Genomic DNA, 21,033 nt, shown 5'->3' with positions numbered 1-21,033 from the left:
AGATAGTCCGTGTTTCAGCCTGTCAGGCAGCACCACTGAGGCGCAGGCCGACGACACCGCCGATGACGCAGACAATCCCCAGCGCCTTCTTCCAGTCGAGCTGCTGACCGAAGAACAGCGCGCCGAGAATGACGATCCCGACACCAGAGACGGACGTCCAGATTGCGTACCCCACGCCCACATCGAAGGTGAGAAGGGCAAGGCTCAGGAAGAAGGTGGCGATAGCCCCGCTGACCAGGGTTGCAACGGTCCACGAGAACCGGGTGAACCCTTTTGCATTCCCTGCACTTATTGCGACCGCGATCTCAAAGATCACGGCGATTCCGAGATAAAACCAGCTCATTGCATTTTCCTTTTGGAGTTGGAGGTTTGTGAAGGCGGATGCCTGTCGATTTGGCCGCGTCGTTTAACGGGAGCGGCCGCTATTGCCGGCGATGCTGCCGAGCCGGTCGATTGCCTGCTGCAATTCGCCCAGCGGGGGCACACCCCGGAAAACCTGTTGTCCGGCCACGATCGTGGGAACTGACGTAATCGCCCTGTCTTCGCTGGCGTGGCGCAGCGCCTCGCGGTGGCGGGCGGCAAAAGCTCCGCTTTCGAGAGCCTGCCGGGCGTGTTTGGACTCGATCCCCGCCTCCGCTGCCAATTCGATCAGGATTTCGGGATCGCCGATATCGCGATCCTCCTGAAAGAATGCTCGCAGCACTGCCATGGAATACCGATGATCCAGTCCCAGATCCTGCGCCAAGGCGAGGAGTTCAAAGGCCTTGCCTGTCCGCGGCTGCGGCGAAATCGACGGCAACTTGATGGGGACCCCGAGCCTGTTTGCGAGCGGATAGACGGACCGGTTCCAGATAGCCGGCAGGTAGGGATCTTCCGGCCTCAACGTCGGTACCGGCTCAGGTCGCAATTCGTAGGCGCGCCAGGAAATGGCTATATCCCTGCCGTCGATCGCGACCGTCACCACCTGTTCTGCCAGCAGGCAAAAGGGACAAACATAATCGGTGTAGACGGTAACAACGCTCATCGTGCGGGCTTTCATTTTATTTGTATGTGCATGCAATATAATAAGGCAATTATGATCGTCAATATATTTGCATGCGCATGCATGTTTTTTCTTGACCAATCCGCAACCTAGCCCCTTCTCACGCAACGTCGGGCGCCCTCTCCGGGGGCTGCATGTCGGCGAAGCCAATGGCGGCCACGACCGACGCGGTGTGATCGCTTCGGCGGCCGCGGCGATCAGCCGTTGTGGTGGGATGGGGAGATTTTGTTCAAAGGCTCGTTCGACGAGGTGCACGCGCGACTGAATATTCGGCCGAACCGAGCCGAGCGGCGTCACCATTTTCAGGCCTGTCGGGAATTTTCATGGTCACCCGACGTTGACCATCGGCGGGGAGCGGCTTGATCAGGTGCGACTAAGACACCAGAAGGTGGGAAGCCAATTGTCGCTTGTCAGGATCCACGCGTGTCTGTTCGGACAAATTGGTCAAAAGACAGGCGTTGAGAATGGACATGAGACCGTCACCACCTCTTTGGATCACCACTTCATTGTCCGACTACATTTCCGGATGAAGTGCGTGCCAGTTTTGCCAGAAGGTAGTCGGCTATGAGTGAAACGTGCGCTTTGCTTTCGACAGACCGATGAACCGAGATCACCACGTTGGGAAGTGATCGAAAACCCTCCCTTCCGTCGATGATTATGAGACTTTCGGGGATGGTTGAAGCCTCCATCACCAAGACACTGGAGCTTTCGAGAATGGCTTTCTCCATCAAGCCGATACTTCGGGGGAAAGTACCAGCGCCCGTCGCGGATCGGGAGGAAGCCGCCATCGTCGGTGCCCACCTCGTCGGCGATGAGATCATTGAGCAAGGTGTTGAGCGACAGGATCAGATCGGCATTCCGCTCGCGGTCCATCGCAAGATTGTCGACTTCCTGCGGATCCACCTCGAGATCATAAAGCTCGACGTCATTGTCGCGAAACAGGGCGTCGAGCGTGGTCGGCGTGTTGAAATTGAGCGGCGAGAAATACCGGTTGAACCTGTAGCGCCCGTCATAGACGCTGCGCGCCGCACCGGTCTTGAAAATCCGGTTCGTCGGCCAGCGCAGCATCGATCCGGGTCTGTGCGGGCACGGAGGCCAGATCCATGAATTCCGCCATTCGCTTCGACCAGGCGGCACCTGGCGCGACGTGGAACCCCTGCGTGTAGTGGCTGGCCGGTGGCGCGATATGGTCTGGAGACACGGGAGTAATCATCAAAGCCGTCCTTTGCAAAAGATCGTTGACAATTGCCGTTGCGGTCACGCGGGTCTCTCACCTCCGTCGGGAGTATCCACCTGGTCTATACCGTTCTGTTTCTTCAGTGGACACGGCCGGGCCTTATCCCGCCAGTTCCTCCTGCTCCAGGGCATCTCGGACCGACGGCCGCGCACCAACGTCATCGGAATGTCGCTGCAAGGCGGGCCAGTCCGCAATCGAAAGATTCTGGTCGCCAAGCCAGCGGCAGACGGTGAAAAGATAGGCATCAGTCAGCGCAAACGTCTGCCCCATCAGATATCTGTGTTGTTGGAGGTGTCGCTCAATCACTCTCAGCCGACGTGACAAGTGCGCGCGCCCTGGCGACAGAAATGCTTCTGGCGTTGAGGGGCGAAACAGCGGGCTGAAGCTCTTGTGAACTTCGGTCGCTATGTAATTCAGCCATTCCAGAGCTCTGAGGCGCTCGAATACCGCTTCGGGTAACAAGCGCGCCTCGGGGCTGATCATATCGACATATTGCAGGATCACCGGGACTTCGGTCAGATATCTGCCGTCGTGCAGTTCGAGTGCCGGAACGTACCCTTTGGGATTGATCTGGTGAAAGTCACACCCTTGCGCAGTCCGTCGCGAGGTGTAGTCGACCTTGACCAAACGATAGCGCAGACCGGCCTCGCGCAGAGCGATGTGCGGTGCCAGAGAGCAGGCACCCGGCATGTAGTAGAGTATCATTCCGGGTGCCCCCCGGGCGGCAGGTCAGGAATGCGATCCAGCAGGACGAGTGCAAGGTCGTACGCTTGGCCATTTGCTTCCTCCATCCTGTGCCCCGAGCCGTTCAGGTCCGCAGCCAGGAACTGATCACTGGGCGAAAGCAACCGCGTGTCTCCGTCGCTCGTTTCTATGCGAACTAATCCGCGGAGAACTGTCCCGAGAACAGGTACAGGGGCGCAATGCCATTCGTCCCTGTAACCGGAGGGGTGATGCATCATGAGAACACCGGTTGCACCCATGGTTTCGGTGACACTGTAGCCCGTCGGCGAAGGCGGTGTGAAATCCCCCTCCGAAAGCGTCCAGCGTTCATCCGAAAAATAGGAACCGCCATTTGCGCTTGAGCAGATTTTGACGAATTTCATTCTCTTGGTTCCTCTGCGAAACTGATTTCGCCGTTCCTGCTCGGGTCACTGTCATGCCGAGATTGGGTCACGCCGGGATCGGCAGGTTCAAGGACATCGCTGGCCGGCACCTCACTGTAATTGAGACGGAAGCCCTGTTGCGTCTGCCGAGGTGGAGCGCCCGTTGTCCGCGTGAACCTTGCGTGCTCCGCGGTTTTCAAGCGATGCGATGCTTGGGGCATCAGCGACAGTCCCGGCTGTGATCCCGGCTGCAATCCTGGCGGATGCGATCCCGGCGGCATCAAAGTAACCTGTGAAGATCGGCTTGAAACCGGTGAACCAGAGCCCGGGATTTCCCGGGTCCCGCTCACCCATCGGGTGGTGTGGCCGCCCGTTGGCGTCGAGCACACCGAGATGTCCCACCAGCGGTTCAAGCCCCGTGCGATAACCGGTTGCCGCGATGACCACGTCGGGTGCACAGCTGGAGCCATCCGAAAGGATGACGTTGCCGCCCTCGAAGCGATCAACACTGGGTACGATCCGGATTCGCCCGGCCTTCAGCGCGGCGACGAAGCCGTCATCTATTGCAAAGGTCACACCGTCCCGCAAAAGCCGGGTCCCGCCTCCCTCTGGGTGGGTGGTCAGCCCGTATCGGCGAAGATTGCCAAGAAACACCCGCTCGGTCAGCCGAAAGGCCGGATCCAGAACCCGGGCCGGCAGTGCGGCGAAGACCCGCGCCAGCCGGTGCAACGGAAATCCGAAAATCCGTTGCGGAACGACTGAAGGTCCGTATCGGACAGACACGATAACCTCTGCCGGGCGGTGCCGCGCGAGATGGTTGAGCGTGTCCGTACCCGAGTTCCCTGCCCCGACGACCAGAACGCGCTTGCCGTCGAAACGGGACACATCACCGAGGTCCGCCGTGTGCAGCAATTCACCTGAAAACTGGTCGCGTCCCGGCCAGTCCGGGATGCACACAATGCTTTCACGGCCCGTCGCAATAATCAGGTTATCAGCTTGATACTCACCGATCCCGGTGGAGACTTGCCACCCATCCGGAGTGCGGTTCACACCGGTCACCTTCTCGCTGTATCGGACTGGTGCGGCCAGTCCCTCTGCATAGGCTTCAAGATATTCCACAACGGTGTCACGCTTCAGGTAGACGCCATCGGTCTTGGGCGCCTCCTGGCCGGGAAGGCCTGCAAACTTGCGGTGTATATTAAGCCGAAGCTCCGGGTGGCGTGCCCGCCAGGGTTCAGCAATCCGGTCCCTTGCTTCCAGAACGGTGACCTGAAGGCCCCGTTCGGAGAGGGTGCGCGCCGCGGCAAGGCCCGAAAGTCCTGCCCCGATCACCAGCGTGCTGCCGTGTTGTTGGGATTTCATGATCAGTCCTTTCGGTGGTTTCTCAGCCATTGGTGAGGAATTGCAGGGTCCCGCAGTTGTGCGTACCGCTCGAGCCCCAGATCCCGCAGGAGATGGTCCGAGAGCCGCGAGAGATCTCCGAAATTCCGGCGAATGCGTCGTATTTCGCGGGCTTCTCTGATCCGGTGTCGAAGGCGCTCCACGCGACTTGAAACAGTCCTGCGTGGCCCGTCGACGAAGGGGGATATCATTGTCATGTCATGTGTCCTTGTCGGTGCCCGGTCAGATACGCGCGGCGAAATACGCATTGATGGGATCGTGCGGCAAACGATGCGTCTCGACCGATGCGAATCCGGTGTCGGCAAGGTACTCTTCGGCTGTTTCCACACCCCACATCGCCCCCAGGCCCGGACCTCCCTGGCCGATGGAGACCGGTGTGCAGTGCATGCTTGAGATCGTGTACAAGAGCGGCGCAAAAGGATTTGCGATGTTCTTTTCCAAATCGCGCGAACCGCCGATATCCTGCATCAGGAAGACGCCGCCCGAACGCAGTGACTGCCGGACGAGACGCAGAAACGCCTTGGGATCCGCCTGATCGTGAACTGCATCGAAGGCGGTCACCAGGTCGAACCTGCCCACTTCATTGGCGGAAGACAGATCACGCGCCTCGAAGTGCAGGTTCTCCAAACCTTCGGTTTGGGCTGCAGCGGCAGTCTCGGAGAAGGCGTCTTCGCAAAGATCGAAACCATGAAAGCGACTGTTTGGATACACCCTGGCCAACGCCATCATCGCCTGGCCTCGTCCACAGCCGAAATCGGCCACGTCGATGCCGTCCTCCAATCGCTGGATCAAGCCTGGCACCACCGGCAGGATAGCACTCACAAGGCTTGCGACGACCAACTGCGCGCTGTCCTCGGCCATCACTTCGTGAAAGCGATCAAAATGGTGATAGCAAAGGCCCTCGCCACTGCGGAACCGGTCCAGCAGCTCGGATTCGATGGACGCCGCGATGGCGATGAATTGTGTCGTGACGGCCATGTTGTTCGGGCTTGCACTACGGGTCAGAAATGCCGCGTGCTCCGGTGGCAAAGTGTAACTGCCCGTCCGCGGGTCATAGTCGACGACCCCCGAAGTCACCATCACGCCGAGCCATTCGCGGAGGTAGCGCTCGTTGACATCGGCCTTTTGCGAAAGCGCCTGAGAATTGTGGCCGGGATTGGCCGCAAGCGCATCGAATAATCCGGCACGGTGCCCAAGCGAGGTCATGATCGCAAGTGCCGCTTCGTTCAGCGTACCGACAAAGCGTTCGGCGAAGGCCTCGGCTTTCGCTTCATTGAATGAAAGGTTCGGGTTCTGGTAGGTCATCTGGTCCTCCTGCGTTGGTGACACGCGACACGATCTGCCGCAGTCCTGACCAGGGTGATGGACCAAACTCGCCAATCGCGTTAGAAGAGAAAAAGACCAAATCGGTGATTATCAGACCAAAACAAAGGGAAATTGCGCGAAATGAGCCTCAACACGACTGTTATCGGATCACGCTTAACCGGTACGTCCGTGCTGTTCTCGATCCTTGACGTGCTGGCCTCCGTTGGCCGCGATTGGGAAATGCTGCACGGGTTGCCTGCTCAAGTGCCAGTGTTTCAGGTCAACTTCAGAACCATTGATGGTGCCCCTTATTGGGATGTGAACGGGCGGAAGATCACACCCGACGGGATGCTCACCGAGGAGCCTAAACCCGATTTGATCATCGTTTCCGATTTGCACGTCGACCCGAACGGCGAGTTGCCCGAGGAGTTCCGCCCGGTTGCGGACTGGCTAGGGGAAGCCTATGCGCGCGGCGCCATTGTCACCTCCGTCTGCTCTGGCTCAATCCTTCTGGGCGCAGCGGGGGTGCTGGATGGCAAGGAAGCGACGACGCATTGGGGCTTTGCGGATATGCTTGGACGAAACTTCCCGAATGTGAAGGTCTGCCCTGAACGCATTCTCGTTCCGGCAGGGGAAGGTCACCGCGTTGTCACAGCGGGTGGGGCCTCTGCCTGGGCTGATCTCATGTTGTATCTGATCAGCCGGTTCGCCGGGACAGACGAGGCACGCAGGATCGCGAAGATCTACTTAATTGATCCACATGATCAGGGCCAATTGACCTACGCGTCCCTGGCCTCGGGGCGACAACATGATGACCAGCGGATTGCGGAGGCCCAGGTCTGGGCAGCGCGAAACTACCAGACACCAAGTCCTGTTGCCGCAATGGCGGAACAGGCGAATATGACCGAGCGAGGATTCCTGCGCCGTTTCAGGAAGGCGACCGGACAATCGCCAACGGACTATGTACAGACCTTGCGTGTCGAGGAAGCCAAACAACTGCTCGAGACGACTTCGATGTCGATCGACGAAATTTCAGCCGAGGTCGGATATTCCGAGCCTTCGAGTTTCCGGTCAGCCTTCCGAAAGCGGGTCGGGACCTCTGCATCTGCCTACCGAAAGAAGTGGCAAGCCCTGGCTCCGGTTACAGCCTGATTTTGGGCTTCTCCGTGTTGGCGGCCCCGTCTCAAAGATATTCGCGTTGACCGTGTCTTGAGATCTGGCTGTGAAAGAACACTCCTATATCCAGATGTTTTGCGTCATGATTTTCACTGCCTTTGTCGACAAGCTGAAGCGCCAAACGAAGGACCCTTCAAGGACAACAGGTCGAACCCCGGCTGATCATTCCGACAGCGCCTTGGTATTTGCACTATCCACCGAGCTTTTCGAACCTGAAGGAAATGTTCCTGGACCGCAGCTCTGAAGTGGGCAACAGCGCCGTCAACCGAAGAGTTCTGGCATCTGCACCGCTGATCGATAAGCGTTTGCGGCGACCCCGTTAGCCACATTGCAGCTCGGTCAAAATCCGGGGACAATGGCATTCGCCGGTTTCCGCCGGAAATCACCGTTCCGACGTTTTTTGGGAGAGGCGCACAGATCACATGTGACAGGGCTTGGATAGAGACTGTTAACCTAATTTTCCTACATCTCTTTCAAAGGCGTTCACCCCAAAACACTAGTCTTCTCAGTCCATGCGTATTTCCCGGAAGAACTTCTCAGTTTCGAATTCGAACGATGCCGGCCAGGCAATTCCCGTCGATGACATTCATCGGGAAGCACCGGGCGGAATCCATCTGGGGCAATCCGGCACCTCTGACGGTGAGCGGGCGGATGAGGCACGCCGGTTGCCGGGAGTGGCAGACACCCCGCAACAAGGTTCAGAAGATGGATACCGGGCGGTGGACACCCCTGCGGACGACTCCTGTCAGAGCTATTTCTATCTCGCACCCAACGTTCGCTTCACCCGGACGCCGGACCGCGGCGCGAAGCAGCGAGCGGCTGCAACGGAACCAGAAAACGAAGGCAATGCCGGTATAACGGTTCCCCCGGTCGACATGGAGCCCGTTGCGCAAGCCCCTCTGACCACGGCAAGCCCCTCGCCCGTCGTGCCGGCATCTCTGCCTGTTGCGCACATGCGCGCTCACCCTGCCGATGGCGGACCGGTGAATGTGCAAGCGGCTGCAAACGATGCCCACTCTTCCACGGCACCTCTCGGCTTCCTGTCCGATCATGCCTTCTTTGAATTCATGTCCGACGATGCCCTCGTTCCCCGGGCAAGCGCCGTTGTCCCTGATCGGAAGGTTGTCGAACCGGTGCGGCCGGTTACGACGGTATACGAGGAAGTTCCTGTTGCCGGACAAGTGGCACGGTCGCCGGAAGGTATCGTTTCGCTTTACCGGGTCGTCGAATGTAACGGGTCCGCATCCGCCAGGCCGGAGCTCTCCTCCGCCAGACAGGTTGCTGCAAGGTCCGCAAGTCCAGCCGCGCAGCAGGCCGGCCAAAAACCGGGGGCAATCCGGAGCGTCGAAAGCAATCAAGGTGAAGCCGTGCGGCCGAAAGTGCCGATTTCGATGCCAAGCCCCGCCGCCAGACCGTCCGGCACGCAGGCCCTCCCGCCAATTGGAGCAAGAGCCGGTCGACAGGGGCTGTTCGGCAGTTACGAATTACCGTCCGGAGATCTGCTGCAGCAGCCTGAGGACGGCCCCGGCTTCCTGATGACGCAGGAGCAGTTGGAGCGGAACGCAGGGCTTCTGGAAAGCGTTCTGGAAGACTTCAAGGTGCGCGGCGAGATCATTCACGTGCGGCCCGGTCCTGTCGTCACCCTTTACGAATTCGAGCCGGCACCGGGTATCAAGTCCTCGCGCATCGTCAACCTGGCGGACGACATTGCCCGCTCCATGTCGGCCATCTCGGCGCGTGTCGCGGTCGTGCCCGGCCGGAACGTCATCGGGATCGAGCTGCCAAACACGGAGCGCGAAACCGTCTATTTCCGAGAACAGATCGACTCGAACAGCTTTCGTGCCACCAATTGCAAGCTCGCACTGAGCCTCGGCAAGACGATTGGCGGAGAACCCGTTGTCGCCGATCTTGCGAAGATGCCGCATCTGCTCGTCGCCGGAACAACCGGTTCGGGAAAATCCGTCGCCATCAACACGATGATCCTGTCGCTGCTCTACCGTCTGAAGCCGGAAGAATGCCGCTTGATCATGGTTGATCCGAAGATGCTGGAACTCTCGATCTACGATGACATCCCGCACCTTCTGACACCGGTCGTGACCGATCCGAAAAAAGCCGTGACGGCGCTCAAATGGGCTGTCCGCGAGATGGAGGACCGTTACCGCAAGATGGCGCGCCTCGGTGTGCGCAACATCAACGGTTTCAATCAGCGGGCCGCTGCAGCAAGTCAGAAGGGCGAACCGGTTATCGTAACGGTCCAGGCCGGATTCGACAGGGATACGGGCGAACCGCTCTACGAGCAGCAGGAAATGGACCTCGCCCCGATGCCCTACATCGTCATCATTGTTGACGAGATGGCAGATCTGATGATGGTCGCCGGCAAGGAGATCGAAGGGGCTATCCAGCGGCTGGCACAGATGGCCCGCGCCGCAGGCATCCATCTGATCATGGCGACGCAACGCCCGTCGGTGGACGTGATCACCGGCACAATCAAGGCGAACTTCCCGACCCGGATTTCCTTCCAGGTCACCTCGAAAATCGACAGCCGCACGATCCTGGGCGAGCAAGGCGCGGAACAGTTGCTTGGCATGGGGGACATGTTGCACATGTCAGGCGGCGGCCGCATCAACCGTGTCCACGGTGCCTTCGTCTCGGACGAGGAAGTCGAACAGGTCGTCGCGCACCTGAAAAGCCAGGGCCGGCCAGCTTACCTCGAAACCGTAACTGCGGAAGAGGAAGAGGAGCTGGAAGAAGAGGAAGCTGTCTTCGACAAGGGAGCGATTGCATCCGAAGACGGTGATGATCTTTACGACAAGGCGGTGAAGATCGTTCTGCGCGACAAGCGCTGTTCGACTTCCTACATCCAGCGCCGCCTCGGCATTGGCTACAACCGTGCCGCCACCCTGGTCGAGAAAATGGAAAACGAAGGCCTTGTCGGTGCCCCCAACCACGTCGGGAAACGCGAGATTCTGGCGGGTAAAAGAGAACAGCCGGCGGAGGAATAGGCACGCCGGCAGGCCTGCCGATGTTCGATCGGGGCAGCGCCTCGTTCCTAATGGTTCTCACGCCTATTCGTTGGCACTGTTCCAGCTGTTGAGAGAGGCAAGGAGACGTTCCAGAGACGGCTTGATCCGGTCCGCATCCGATTGGTTCAGGGCGGAGAGCAAGGTTCTTTCGTGTTCCTTTGCCTCTTCGACCACTTCGGAGCTCAGCTTCTGCCCGGCCTCCGTCAGATGAACGCGAACACGGCGGCCATCGCCCTTGTCGCTTTTTCGTACGACCAGACCTCGCTTTTCCATCTGGTCAACAATGCGCGTCATTCTGGATTGTTCCAGAAGCGAATATTTTGCCAGCTGTGTGATCATCAGTCCGTCCTGATCGTAAAGGCAGGCCAGGACACGCCACTCCGGAACCCTGAGGCCCAACGCGCGGACGCGCAGGTGAAACTGGTGACTTGCTGCTTCGCTTGACGCCGCCAGCAGGTACAGCAAGTAAGAAGAAACGAATTTTTCCGGCGTCAGGGTCAACACCCCCTCCAACTATGCACCTGTTTTCTAAGTGTCATTTATCCCGGACCGATCGGGAAAAAAAGAGGCTTGACTCATTTTATATGAAATTTCATATTTTTTAAAGGAGGAGGCATTGCGGTGAAACTTGTTCTTGAAAGTGTGGAACCGGAAACCGATCAGATCCGGGTTTTCAGGTTTCGGGCGGAAGCAGGCGGGCCATTGCCCGGCTATGAGCCCGGTGCGCATGTCAAATTCGATCTCGGCCCCCTGGGTGAGCGGGAGTACTCCCTGATCGACTGGCCGGAGCCTGACGACCTCTATACGGTCGCGGTTCAGCGGGAAGAGGACGGTGCAGGCGGTTCCAAGGCGATGCACACCTTGAGTGTCGGCCAGGCGATCTCCGCAAGCGAGCCCAAGAACGACTTTCCGCTTGCAGAAGACGTGGCCCACGTCCTGCTTCTGGCTGGCGGCATCGGCATCACGCCGCTGATATCAATGGCGACACGGCTGAAATCGAAGGACCGGTCCTTCGAGCTGCATTTTTCCGCCCGGACGGCATCCCGGATGGGCTTTGCCGGCAAGCTGAAAGCGGCCTTTGGCGACAGTGCAAAATTTTATTTTGACGACACGGACCCGCTCGATCTGGCCGCATTGATGAAAGCCCAGCCCTCCGGAACGCATCTTTTTGTCTGCGGCCCCAAGGGGATGATCGATGCCGCACGCGCTGCCGCGACCGCAGCCGGACTGGCGGAAGACGCCATTCATGTTGAACTCTTCACCGCCCCCCAGGCGCAGTCTGGCGATGCGGCATTCGAGGTGGAGGTCCACAGTACGGGACAGGTTGTGACCGTCGCCCCGGACCAGACAATCATCCAGGCACTGGAAGATGCCGGCCTCGACGTCATGTATGATTGTCAGCGCGGCGACTGCGGCATCTGCCAGACGGATGTGATCAGCGGTACGCCCGATCATCGCGACGTCGTGCTGTCGGATGCCGAGAAGGCATCGGGAAAGGTCATGCAGATTTGTGTCAGCCGCGCGAAGTCCGCGCGACTTGTCCTCGATCTTTAGGGTTTCGCATTCCAGGGAGGAGCCAGCATGCAAACGGCCAGCCAAATCGCCGCTCTGTTCACGGGGCCGCAGGTGCATCGGGACGTCTACACGAGCCCGGAAATCTACAAGCTGGAAATGCAGCATCTGTTCGCAAACACCTGGGTGTTTGTCGGCCATGACAGCCAGACCCCGAACAAGGGCGATTATTTCACCACGCAGATCGGCGACCAGCCTGTTATCCAGGTGCGCCACTCCGACGGCGAAATCCACGTTCTTTACAATCGCTGCCCACACAAGGGCACCAAGATCGCGATCGACCGGGAAGGCAACACGGGCAAGTTCTTCCGGTGCCCCTATCACGCCTGGTCGTTCAAGACGGACGGCTGCCTGCTCGCGATCCCGCTGAAGAAGGGTTACGAGAACACCGGCTTCGAAAACACCGAAAATGCCAAGGGCATGACAGCCGTTGGTGCGGTCAAGAACTATCGCGGTTTTGTCTTCGCCCGCCTGGCTGCCGAGGGCATCAGCTTCGAGGATTACTTCGGCGACAGCCTGAGTTCCATCGACAACATGGTCGACCGGTCTCCGGAAGGGCGCCTGGAAATCGCCGGTCCGCCGCTGCGCTACATGCACAAGTGCAATTGGAAGATGCTGGTCGAAAACCAGACCGACACCTGCCACCCGATGGTTGCCCACGAAAGCTCCGCCGGAACGGCGGTGAACATCTGGAAGGAGATGGGCAACCCGGAACCGCGTCCGCCCGCGATGGAGATCATCGCGCCCTTCATGTCGCCCTACGAGTTCTTCGAGAACATGGGCATCCGCACCTGGCCGAACGGGCACGGGCATACGGGTGTGCATCACTCGATCCATTCCGACTATTCAGCCATACCAGGCTATTTCGAGGCCCTGAGCGAAACCCACGGCGAGGAGCGCGCGAAGGAAATTCTCGGCGAGAACCGGCATAACACAGTCTATTTCCCGAACATCATGATCAAGGGACCGATCCAGCAGCTGCGCAACTTCATTCCACTGGGGCCCGACAAGACGCTGGTTGAAAGCTATATCTACCGCCTGGTCGGGGCTCCGGATGAACTGCTGGCGCGCACCGCCATGTACAACCGGATGATCAATGCACCGACGTCGATGGTCGGGCACGACGATCTGGAAATGTACGAGCGCGCCCAGGAAGGCCTCATGTCCAACGGCATGGAATGGGTCAACGTACAGCGTCTGAGAACCGAAGAGGAAGACTTCAGCGAGGAGGCCGTTGAAAACGGCACCACGGAACGGCAGATGCGCAACCAGTTCGATGCCTGGGTGAAATTCATGACAGCTACGATGGAGAAGGCGTGATGGCGGTTTCCAGAGAAGAGGTCATCGACTTCATCTATGACGAGGCAAGAATGCTGGACGAGGGGCGCTACAGCGAATGGCTGTCGCTATGGCTGGAGGACGGCCACTACTGGATGCCGCTCGACTACAAGCAGACTGATCCGCACCTCGTGACGTCACTGCTCTTTGAGGACATGTTCATGCTGCGTTTGCGCGTGGAACGACTGAACGGGGCCAGAACCTTCAGCCAGAAACCCAAGAGCCGTTGTCACCATGTCATCCAGCGCCCCTTCATCGATGAGATGGACGGTGACCGGATCATCACCAATACATCCATGCATTACGTCGAAACGCGCCTCGATGAGCAGTTCCTGCTGGCGCTCACGGCAACCCACGAACTGAAAGTGGTCGATGGAGCGATCAGAATCGCCGACAAGCGGGTCGATATCCTCAATTGCGATGCCGCCTTCGGCAATATTCAGTTGCTGCCGTGACCACCATGGCAGCTGATACAGTTTATGATGCCTTCGCCGCGACGGCGGAGAAATACCCGGACCGGCCGTTTCTGAACGTCCAGCCCGGGACCGCGGACATCTACGGCATACCGGCCGGTGAAAAGACCTACGGAGCCGCCCGCCAGGTGGTGGACGCGCTCGCACGGGATCTGGCGGAGGCAGGTTATGGCGTGGGCATGCGCGTTGCCCTGCTTCTGGAGAATCGGCCGACGTTCTTCCTCCATTGGCTTGCGGTGAACCGGATCGGCGGCTCCGTGGTGCCGATCAATCCGGATCTGAGAGCCGCTGAGCTGGAATATCTGATCGGCCATTCCGAACCGGCGCTGATCGTCTCGATCGCGGACCGCCACAAGGACCTTGAGGCCGCCGCCACCGCTGCCGGCATAACGGCAGCCGTGATTGCTCCCAGTGACCCGATCCCCGCACCAAGGAAACAGGCAGTCACCGCCCGGCTGCTGGACGGCGAGGCCCGCGAGGCCGCCATCCTCTACACCTCTGGCACCACCGGCAAACCGAAAGGCTGCGTGCTGCCCAATACCTATTTCCTGCTCGCCGGACGCTGGTATGCCGGTGTCGGCGGACTGGCGACGCTAACGGAAGACGGCGAGCGCATGATCACGCCCCTGCCCGTCTTTCATATGAACGCCATGGCCTATTCCTTCATGGCGATGGTCATGGTTGGTGGTTGCCTCACCGTTCTGGATCGTTTCCACCCGCGCACGTGGTGGCAGGACGTCGCCGCGTCCCGGGCAACCTGCCTGCATTACCTGGGCGTAATGCCGTCCATGCTGATGGGGTTCGACCCTTCCCCTGAAGAGAGCGCGCATCAGGTACGCTTCGGCTTTGGTGCTGGCGTCGATCCGAAGCTGCAGATCGCATTCGAGGACCGTTTCGGCTTTCCGCTGGTTGAAGCCTGGGCGATGACGGAAACCGGTGCCGGGGCAGTAATCGCCGCCTCGGGTGAAGACCGGCTGGTGGCCCAGGCAAGCATCGGCAAGCCAAGCACCGGTGTCGAATGCCGGATCGTCGACGACAGTGGCAAGGAAGCGGATCAGGGCGAGTTGCTGGTGCGCCACGCGGGGCCGGATCCACGCTACGGCTTCTTCTCGGAATACTACAAGGACGCTGCCGCGACGGATGAGGCCTGGAAAGACGGCTGGTTCCATACCGGCGACATCGTCCGCCAGGGCAAAGACGGCAACCTGTTTTTTGTCGACCGCAAGAAAAACGTCATCCGGCGGTCGGGTGAGAACATCGCCGCCGTGGAGGTGGAATCGATCCTGATGCGCCATCCCGACATCGAGGCGGCCGGTATCGCCCCTGTGCCCGACCCTGTTCGCGGCGACGAGGTGTTTGCCTGCCTGAAAGTGAAGAACCCGAGCCGAGACAAGGCCGAGGCGATCACACGCTGGTGCCTGGAGCAGATGGCCTATTACAAGGCGCCGGGATACATCGCCTTTGTCGATAAGCTGCCGTTGACGCCGACCCAGAAGATCCAGCGGGCTGCCCTGAAGGAAATGGCGCTACAGCTTCTGGAAGATCCCGATACAATCGTCACCGGTCACATGAAAAAGCGGCAGGCCAGTTGATGGGGAAACGTCAGAGCTATGAGGGCGTCGCGGTCACCGCACCGGTTTCAGTTCCCTATCAGCGTTACTCCATCGAGACAGCCCATTGGTGGATTGCAAGCGCATTGCGTGGCTCCCTTCAGGCTGCCGGATTGAAACCTGCGGACGTCGACGGATTTTCGGTTGCAAGCTTCACCCTGTTTCCGGATACGGCTGTCGGGCTGACGCAGCACCTCGGCCTGTGTCCCAGGTGGCTGGACAATATTCCGATGGGTGGTGCCAGTGGTGTGGTTGCCCTGCGCCGGGCTGCGCGTGCGGTCCAGGCAGGAGACGCAGACATCGTGGCCTGTGTGGCCGGCGACACCAATCATATCGATAGCTTCAGAAATCTGCTGTCCAGTTTTTCCCGCTTCGCCCAGGATGCCTCTTACCCTTACGGCTTTGGTGGTCCGAATGCCAATTTCGCGCTTCTGACCGACAGGTACATGCAGGAATATGGCGCGACGCGTGAGGATTTTGGCAGGATCTGCGTGGCGCAACGTGCCAATGCCCTGCGCAATCCGAATGCAGTGATGAAGAAACCGCTGACGCTGGAGCAATATCTTGAAGCGCGCCCGATCGCCGATCCGATTGCGTTGTTCGACTGTGTCATGCCCTGCGCCGGGTCCGAGAGCTTTCTCGTCATGTCCGTTGAAGAGGCGCAGCGGCGGAACCTGCCCTTTGCCGTGATCGGTGGCACGATCGAACGCCACAACGCCCATGCTGAGGATCCCGTGCAGTTGCGCGGTGGCTGGACGCTCGACGTCGAAGAACTCTACGCCATGGCGGAATGTACGCCGGACGACATCGACCTCTTGCAGACCTATGATGATTATCCCGTCATCTCGATGATGCAGATCGAGGATCTCGGGTTCTGCGAGAAGGGCGGCGGCGCAGACTTTGTCAGAAACCGCGACCTGACGATTACCGGAGATTTTCCGCACAACACGTCTGGCGGCCAATTGTCGGCAGGACAGGCTGGCGCTGCGGGTGGCTTCATCGGCCTGGTGGAAGCGCTTCGCCAGGTTCAGGGCAGTGCCGGAGGCACACAGGTGGCAGATGCCACCACTGCAATGGTGTCCGGCTTCGGCATGATCAATTACGACCGCGGCGTCTGCACCAGCGCGGCTATCCTGAAAGCAGGGAGCACGGCATGAGCACACCGCTTACCCCTCCCCTCAAGAAAGATCCGCAAAAGCGCACGCAGTCTCCGCTACGTCCCCCGGAAGCCCGCTCCCGCGCGGCTCTCGGTCTGACGGCGGCTGCGGCGGAAGGCCGTTTCGCTCTTCAGGTCTGTGACGACTGCGGCACGGTGCAATATCCGCCCCGGGATGTTTGCGGAAGCTGCCTGTCGGCCGGGCTGGAATGGCAGGACATCTCGCCTGCCGGCACACTGCTGGCAGAGACCCGGATCCGCACGTCGATCAATCTCTACTTCCGGGAGAGAACACCCTGGCGCATGGGCTCGGTGCAACTGGATGCCGGTCCCGTGGTCCTGTGCCATGTGCATGGTGACTGCGAGCGCGGCGGGGAAGTTACACTTTTGAACCGTCTGGACGCGTCGGGCCAGGGCGTTTTGCTGGCAGTGCCCAAGGACAGGACAAGCAATATGGAAGACGATCCGCAAATGCGTGCCCTTTCAGCCGACCCGAAGCACAGGCGCATCCTGATCACGGACCTGCGAAACCCGAACACACCGGCTCTGGTGACGTCTCTGTTGGAAGCGGGAGCCGCCGCCATTTTCGTGGGTGAGGCCGAAAGCTGGCGCCCACATGCCAATCACGAACTGCTGTCCGGGATGGAAAAGGTCAGCGTGCTTCCGCTTGATGTAACGGATACGTCTTCGGTCCAGCGGCTGGCCGGGGAAGTTGGCGGCAAGACTGACATTCTGGTCAACAATGCCCGGTTCCTGAGGCCGGGCGGCGTTCTGGCGCGCGGCGACACCGCCTTTGCACGCGAAGAAATGGAGACCAACTATCTCGGCCTGATGCGTCTTGCCCAGGCTTTTGGGCCGGGCATGTGCGCCCGCACCAACGATGGCGTCAATTCGGCGGTTGCCTGGGTGAATGTCCTGTCTGTCTTCGCCCTGTCAAACACACCGGAGTTCGGCTGCTTTTCCGCCTCCAACGCTGCGGCCTATTCGCTGTGCCAGTCCCTGCGCGGGGAATTCCGTACATCGGGCCTACGCGTGATGACTGTCTTCACCGGACCGGATGACGACGACTGGACCCAGCCGGTGCCGCCGCCCAAGGTCACGTCAAAGGCGTTGGCGAAGGCAGTCGTGACAGGGCTGCAGCAGGGTCTTGAAGATGTGTGGTGCGGCGATGTCGCCATGGAGATCCGCGAACGCTGGCGGCGGGACCCGAAAGTTCTGGAACGTGAACTCACGCAAGGGGGAGAAAGCGCATGAGCGATCTGGACACGCTGGTCTCCGGTCTTGCCTCCGGAGCCGTCAGGATTGTCGATCTGACCCACACGCTCGATCCGGATTTTCCGGTTATCGTGTTGCCGCCGGAGTTCGGTCAGTGCGCCCGCTTCCGGATGGAGGAAATCAGCGCCTACGATCACCGCGGTCCAGCTTGGAAATGGCACAACATTTCCATGAGCGAACACACAGGCACCCATTTCGATGCGCCCTCCCACTGGATCTCGGGGAAGGATGTGCCGAACGGGTCGGTTGACGAGATTCCGGCAGCGGCTTTTGTCGGGCCTGTAGTGGTGATCGATTGCTCCAAAGGCGCCGCGGAAAACGACGATTTCGAACTGACACCGGAGATCATCGCCGACTGGGAAAGCGTCCATGGCCGTATTCCGGAAGATGCCTGGGTGCTGATGCGCACCGACTGGTCCAGGCGCAGAGGTGCCGAGTATCTGAACATGCGCGCGGACGGACCTCATTCGCCCGGGCCGACGCCGGACGCGATCCGATTTCTGATCGACAAGCGGAACATTCGCGGTTTCGGCACTGAGACCGTCGGAACGGATGCAGGTCAGGGTGCGCATTATGTGCCGCCCTATCCCGCTCACTACTTTCTGCATGGCTCGGGAAAATACGGGCTGCAATGTCTGGCCAATCTCGATCAGCTGCCCGCGACGGGTGCCGTGCTGATCGCGGCTCCCCTTAAAATCAAGAATGGAACCGGCAGCCCGCTTCGGGTTCTGGCGATGGTGACGGAATGAGTGAATTTACGGCAGTCGTTACCGGCGGCAACAAGGGGATTGGCGCGGATCTCGCCGAACGGCTTCTCGGGCAGGGTTATACGGTGGTCTCGGTGGCGCGGTCCGCGCCCGAAAAATCTCACCCGAACCTGCACTCGGTCGAAGCCGACCTGCTCGACCCGGAGGCTGTTGCGGAAGCTGCCAGCGCCATTGCGGCGGATTTCGAGGTCACCCACCTGATCCACAATGCAGGGCTTATCTGGCCCAACCTTGTCGAGGATGCCAAGCCAGAGGACATCACCGGTCTTGCTCAGTTGCATCTGGGATCGGCGCTAACGCTGCTTCAGGCAGCCTTGCCGACAATGAAGGCACGCGGGTTCGGCCGTGTCATGTTCAACGCTTCCCGAGCGGCCCTCGGTGCACCGACCCGCACGGCCTACAGCGCCAGCAAGGCCGGCATGATCGGCATGGCGCGCACCTGGGCTCTGGAGCTTGCCCCCCACGGCATCACAGTCAATGTGGTCGCCCCCGGTCCAATCCTGACCGACAACTTCTGGGGTATCGTCGAAAAGGACAGCCCGCAACAGGAAGCCCTTGCCAAACGCATTCCGGTCGGGCGCATTGGTAACGTCCGGGACGTGACCAATGCCTTCCTGTTTTTCTGCGATCCGGAAAACAGCTTCGTAACCGGACAGACGCTTTATGTCTGCGGTGGAGCAAGCGTCGGAACCCTGACGATCTAAATCGCCTGAGCGTTCAGCTTTTGTCTTGTTGTTGCGGCATACAGGCCAGCAGAGCCGCCTTCACGTCCTCCGGCCAGGGGATGGAGCAATGCTTGTCGAGATTGCTGGCCGCAAGCACCTGCGTGCTCGACCAGCGCTTTTCGCCCTTGCAGCTGATTTCGTGATGCATGGTGACCGAGGACCGGCCGACACGCTGCACCGTTACCTCGAATTCCAGCTCCTCCCCGAAGAAGGAAGGGCTTGAGAAGTCGCTGGAAAGATGAACTGTCGGCGTGCCCCAGCGCTCTTCCCAGATGATCTTGTGCCAGGGATAGCCGAGGTGCAGCCAGAATTCCTCGTTCACACCGTTGAGGATGTTGAGATACGAGGGAAAATACGCTGTCCCGGAGATGTCGCAATCACCGAAATTGAGCATGCGGGTGGTTTTGAATGGTACGTCCAAGATGCGCTTCTCCATGCCTTTGATCAGCTCTCCACATTACGGCGGCTGAAAAATAATTTATTTGATTTTGCACATATCGCGACATGGCTACAACACAAGCATCATCGGCAAGGATATCTTTTCTATGCTCATCAAAGACTGAGGTAGAGCTGGGAATGCAGTCTATCTTATTGAAATAACTATGCAAAAAATCATTCCTTCCAGCTTCCGGCGTATCGCTGACTAGATTGCAATCTAGCACAGGATTCCATTTCAAATTGCAAAAAATACATGCAGTTTCATATTTATTGACAAGACATGTTCATCGATGAAAGTATTCAGAACCGGCCTCGGGCCTGCGGAGGAGCCCAGCCAAGGAGACGCATCATTCAAGGGAGAGGAAGATGAAGTCGCTATTCAAGATTGTTGGCGCTGCCGCAGTTTCACTGAGCCTCAGCGTTTCGGCGCTGTCGGCGGAAACCGTTCTGAAGATTTCCAGCTGGCTGCCGCCCACTCATGGCGTAAACACCGATATATTTGCAAATCTCATCACCATGATGGAGGAAGCCTCCGGAGGCGAAGTCACCGGTGAGCTGGTTTTCGGCCTGGCACCACCGCCGGCACAAATGGATCTGGTCCTTGATGGCGCCGCAGACATGGCGATCATCTTTCACGGCTACCAGCCGGGCCGTTTTGTCGGAACGAAGCTGATCGAACTGCCGGGCTACGAAGGCAGCGCCGAAGCGGCATCCGTCGCCTACTGGCGCGTCTATGAGAAATACCTCGCCGCCCTGAACGAACATCGCGGCGTCAAGGTCATTTCACTCAACACCCATGGCCCCGGTCAGATCCATTCCAGCAAGGAAGTCACCAGTCTTGCGGACATGAACGGCCTGAAAACACGTATCGGCGGTGGTGTGGCCGGTGACGTGGGTTCGGCGCTCGGTCTGATCGGCATCAACGTTCCGGCCCCCAAGGTTTATGAAACGCTGGAATCCGGTGCAGCCGACGCTGTGGCGATGAACGTTGGCGAGCGTGTCGGCTTCAAGCTGAACGAAGTTGCCAAGTATCTCTATGACATGCCGGGCGGTCTGTACCGCGGCTCGTTTGCCATCATCATGAGCCAGGAAAAGTTCGACAGCCTGCCGGAAGATGTTCAGAAGGCACTGGACGAGCAAGTCTTTGGTGAGCCCGCCAGCCGCATGGCAGGCGCAGCTTGGGACAAGTCCGACACAATTGCCTACGAAGCGACCAAGAACGCAGAGGGCACGAAAATCACGCCCGCGAGCGACGATGATATCGCCGCGTTCAAGGAAATCAGCAAGGAAGTGACGGACAAGGTTCTGGCCGAGCTGCAGGAAGCCGGGGTGGACGCGAAAGCGGCCTACGAGATGGTCAAGCAGGAAATGGCCGGGAACTAACGAGAC

Annotated in this window: 21 protein-coding genes; 11 read left to right on the top strand and 10 right to left on the bottom strand. The window is 59.4% G+C overall.

Annotation, left to right across the window (positions count from 1 at the left end):
• Positions 1 to 22 precede the first annotated feature (22 nt).
• The 8 genes from ACYQ54_RS25455 to ACYQ54_RS25420 form a co-directional block, all read right to left on the bottom strand.
• Positions 23 to 343 (bottom strand): DMT family transporter, encoded by a 321-nt coding sequence (locus tag ACYQ54_RS25455; RefSeq protein WP_460087462.1) that lies wholly within the window; start codon positions 341 to 343, stop codon positions 23 to 25.
• A 63-nt stretch (positions 344 to 406) separates the two neighbouring features.
• Entirely contained in the window at positions 407 to 1,342 is a 936-nt protein-coding gene (locus tag ACYQ54_RS25450; protein ID WP_460087459.1) for a DsbA family oxidoreductase, read from the bottom strand.
• Between the two features lie 195 nt (positions 1,343 to 1,537).
• The gene (locus ACYQ54_RS25445; RefSeq protein WP_460087458.1) at positions 1,538 to 2,110 is read right to left on the bottom strand and encodes a hypothetical protein; all 573 of its coding nucleotides are present in this window, start codon (positions 2,108 to 2,110) and stop codon (positions 1,538 to 1,540) included.
• Positions 2,052 to 2,255 carry a hypothetical protein gene (locus ACYQ54_RS25440; RefSeq protein ID WP_460087455.1) on the bottom strand — a complete coding sequence of 68 codons (204 nt, stop codon included), beginning with the start codon at positions 2,253 to 2,255 and terminating at the stop codon, positions 2,052 to 2,054. The genes ACYQ54_RS25445 and ACYQ54_RS25440 overlap by 59 nt, the downstream gene beginning before the upstream one ends.
• Positions 2,256 to 2,378: 123 nt before the next feature.
• Positions 2,379 to 2,984: a glutathione transferase GstA gene (gene gstA, locus ACYQ54_RS25435; RefSeq protein ID WP_460087454.1), complete on the bottom strand. Its 606-nt coding sequence runs from the start codon at positions 2,982 to 2,984 to the stop codon at positions 2,379 to 2,381.
• The gene (locus ACYQ54_RS25430; RefSeq protein WP_460087452.1) at positions 2,981 to 3,385 is read right to left on the bottom strand and encodes a cupin domain-containing protein; all 405 of its coding nucleotides are present in this window, start codon (positions 3,383 to 3,385) and stop codon (positions 2,981 to 2,983) included. The genes gstA and ACYQ54_RS25430 overlap by 4 nt, the downstream gene beginning before the upstream one ends.
• A 111-nt stretch (positions 3,386 to 3,496) precedes the next feature.
• A complete protein-coding gene (locus tag ACYQ54_RS25425; RefSeq protein ID WP_460087450.1) occupies positions 3,497 to 4,747 on the bottom strand; it encodes a flavin-containing monooxygenase in 1,251 nt (416 codons plus the stop codon).
• A 261-nt stretch (positions 4,748 to 5,008) separates the two neighbouring features.
• Positions 5,009 to 6,091 carry a class I SAM-dependent methyltransferase gene (locus ACYQ54_RS25420; protein ID WP_460087448.1) on the bottom strand — a complete coding sequence of 361 codons (1,083 nt, stop codon included), beginning with the start codon at positions 6,089 to 6,091 and terminating at the stop codon, positions 5,009 to 5,011.
• 141 nt (positions 6,092 to 6,232) lie between these two features.
• On the opposite strand from ACYQ54_RS25420, the gene ACYQ54_RS25415 reads away from it, so the two are divergent.
• Positions 6,233 to 7,243, top strand: a complete 1,011-nt coding sequence (locus ACYQ54_RS25415; RefSeq protein WP_460087446.1) for a GlxA family transcriptional regulator — start codon at positions 6,233 to 6,235, stop codon at positions 7,241 to 7,243.
• A gap of 536 nt (positions 7,244 to 7,779) precedes the next feature.
• Positions 7,780 to 10,269 carry a DNA translocase FtsK gene (locus ACYQ54_RS25410; protein ID WP_460087445.1) on the top strand — a complete coding sequence of 830 codons (2,490 nt, stop codon included), beginning with the start codon at positions 7,780 to 7,782 and terminating at the stop codon, positions 10,267 to 10,269.
• 63 nt (positions 10,270 to 10,332) lie between these two features.
• On the opposite strand, the gene ACYQ54_RS25405 is transcribed toward ACYQ54_RS25410, so the two are convergent.
• Positions 10,333 to 10,794 carry a MarR family winged helix-turn-helix transcriptional regulator gene (locus ACYQ54_RS25405; protein WP_460087443.1) on the bottom strand — a complete coding sequence of 154 codons (462 nt, stop codon included), beginning with the start codon at positions 10,792 to 10,794 and terminating at the stop codon, positions 10,333 to 10,335.
• A gap of 117 nt (positions 10,795 to 10,911) precedes the next feature.
• Between ACYQ54_RS25405 and ACYQ54_RS25400 the strand changes: the two genes are divergently transcribed.
• The 8 genes from ACYQ54_RS25400 to ACYQ54_RS25365 are packed head-to-tail and all read left to right on the top strand — an operon-like array spanning position 10,912 to position 19,185.
• Complete coding sequence (locus ACYQ54_RS25400) at positions 10,912 to 11,844, top strand: PDR/VanB family oxidoreductase (RefSeq protein ID WP_460087442.1); 933 nt, start codon at positions 10,912 to 10,914, stop codon at positions 11,842 to 11,844.
• Positions 11,845 to 11,871: 27 nt separating this feature from the next.
• The gene (locus tag ACYQ54_RS25395) at positions 11,872 to 13,182 is read left to right on the top strand and encodes an aromatic ring-hydroxylating dioxygenase subunit alpha (protein ID WP_460087441.1); all 1,311 of its coding nucleotides are present in this window, start codon (positions 11,872 to 11,874) and stop codon (positions 13,180 to 13,182) included.
• Complete coding sequence (locus tag ACYQ54_RS25390) at positions 13,182 to 13,655, top strand: aromatic-ring-hydroxylating dioxygenase subunit beta (RefSeq protein ID WP_460087439.1); 474 nt, start codon at positions 13,182 to 13,184, stop codon at positions 13,653 to 13,655. The genes ACYQ54_RS25395 and ACYQ54_RS25390 overlap by 1 nt, the downstream gene beginning before the upstream one ends.
• 5 nt (positions 13,656 to 13,660) lie before the next feature.
• The gene (locus ACYQ54_RS25385) at positions 13,661 to 15,265 is read left to right on the top strand and encodes an AMP-binding protein (protein ID WP_460087438.1); all 1,605 of its coding nucleotides are present in this window, start codon (positions 13,661 to 13,663) and stop codon (positions 15,263 to 15,265) included.
• Positions 15,265 to 16,440, top strand: a complete 1,176-nt coding sequence (locus ACYQ54_RS25380; protein ID WP_460087436.1) for a thiolase family protein — start codon at positions 15,265 to 15,267, stop codon at positions 16,438 to 16,440. Before ACYQ54_RS25385 ends, ACYQ54_RS25380 begins: the two co-directional genes overlap by 1 nt.
• Complete coding sequence (locus ACYQ54_RS25375) at positions 16,437 to 17,693, top strand: SDR family NAD(P)-dependent oxidoreductase (protein WP_460087435.1); 1,257 nt, start codon at positions 16,437 to 16,439, stop codon at positions 17,691 to 17,693. The genes ACYQ54_RS25380 and ACYQ54_RS25375 overlap by 4 nt, the downstream gene beginning before the upstream one ends.
• Positions 17,690 to 18,463: a cyclase family protein gene (locus tag ACYQ54_RS25370; protein WP_460087433.1), complete on the top strand. Its 774-nt coding sequence runs from the start codon at positions 17,690 to 17,692 to the stop codon at positions 18,461 to 18,463. The genes ACYQ54_RS25375 and ACYQ54_RS25370 overlap by 4 nt, the downstream gene beginning before the upstream one ends.
• Entirely contained in the window at positions 18,460 to 19,185 is a 726-nt protein-coding gene (locus tag ACYQ54_RS25365) for an SDR family NAD(P)-dependent oxidoreductase (RefSeq protein WP_460087431.1), read from the top strand. Before ACYQ54_RS25370 ends, ACYQ54_RS25365 begins: the two co-directional genes overlap by 4 nt.
• A 13-nt stretch (positions 19,186 to 19,198) precedes the next feature.
• Here the strand turns inward: ACYQ54_RS25365 and ACYQ54_RS25360 are convergent, their stop codons facing one another.
• On the bottom strand, positions 19,199 to 19,627 hold the full coding sequence (locus tag ACYQ54_RS25360) for an acyl-CoA thioesterase (RefSeq protein ID WP_460087430.1): 429 nt from the start codon (positions 19,625 to 19,627) through the stop codon (positions 19,199 to 19,201).
• Positions 19,628 to 20,010: 383 nt separating this feature from the next.
• On the opposite strand from ACYQ54_RS25360, the gene ACYQ54_RS25355 reads away from it, so the two are divergent.
• Positions 20,011 to 21,027: a TRAP transporter substrate-binding protein gene (locus ACYQ54_RS25355; protein ID WP_460087428.1), complete on the top strand. Its 1,017-nt coding sequence runs from the start codon at positions 20,011 to 20,013 to the stop codon at positions 21,025 to 21,027.
• Positions 21,028 to 21,033: the final 6 nt, after the last annotated feature.

Source organism: Roseibium sp. LAB1 (assembly GCF_054658235.1).
The sequence above is the reverse complement of the archived record's forward strand: the minus strand, read 5'-3'. Positions and strand labels throughout refer to the sequence as shown.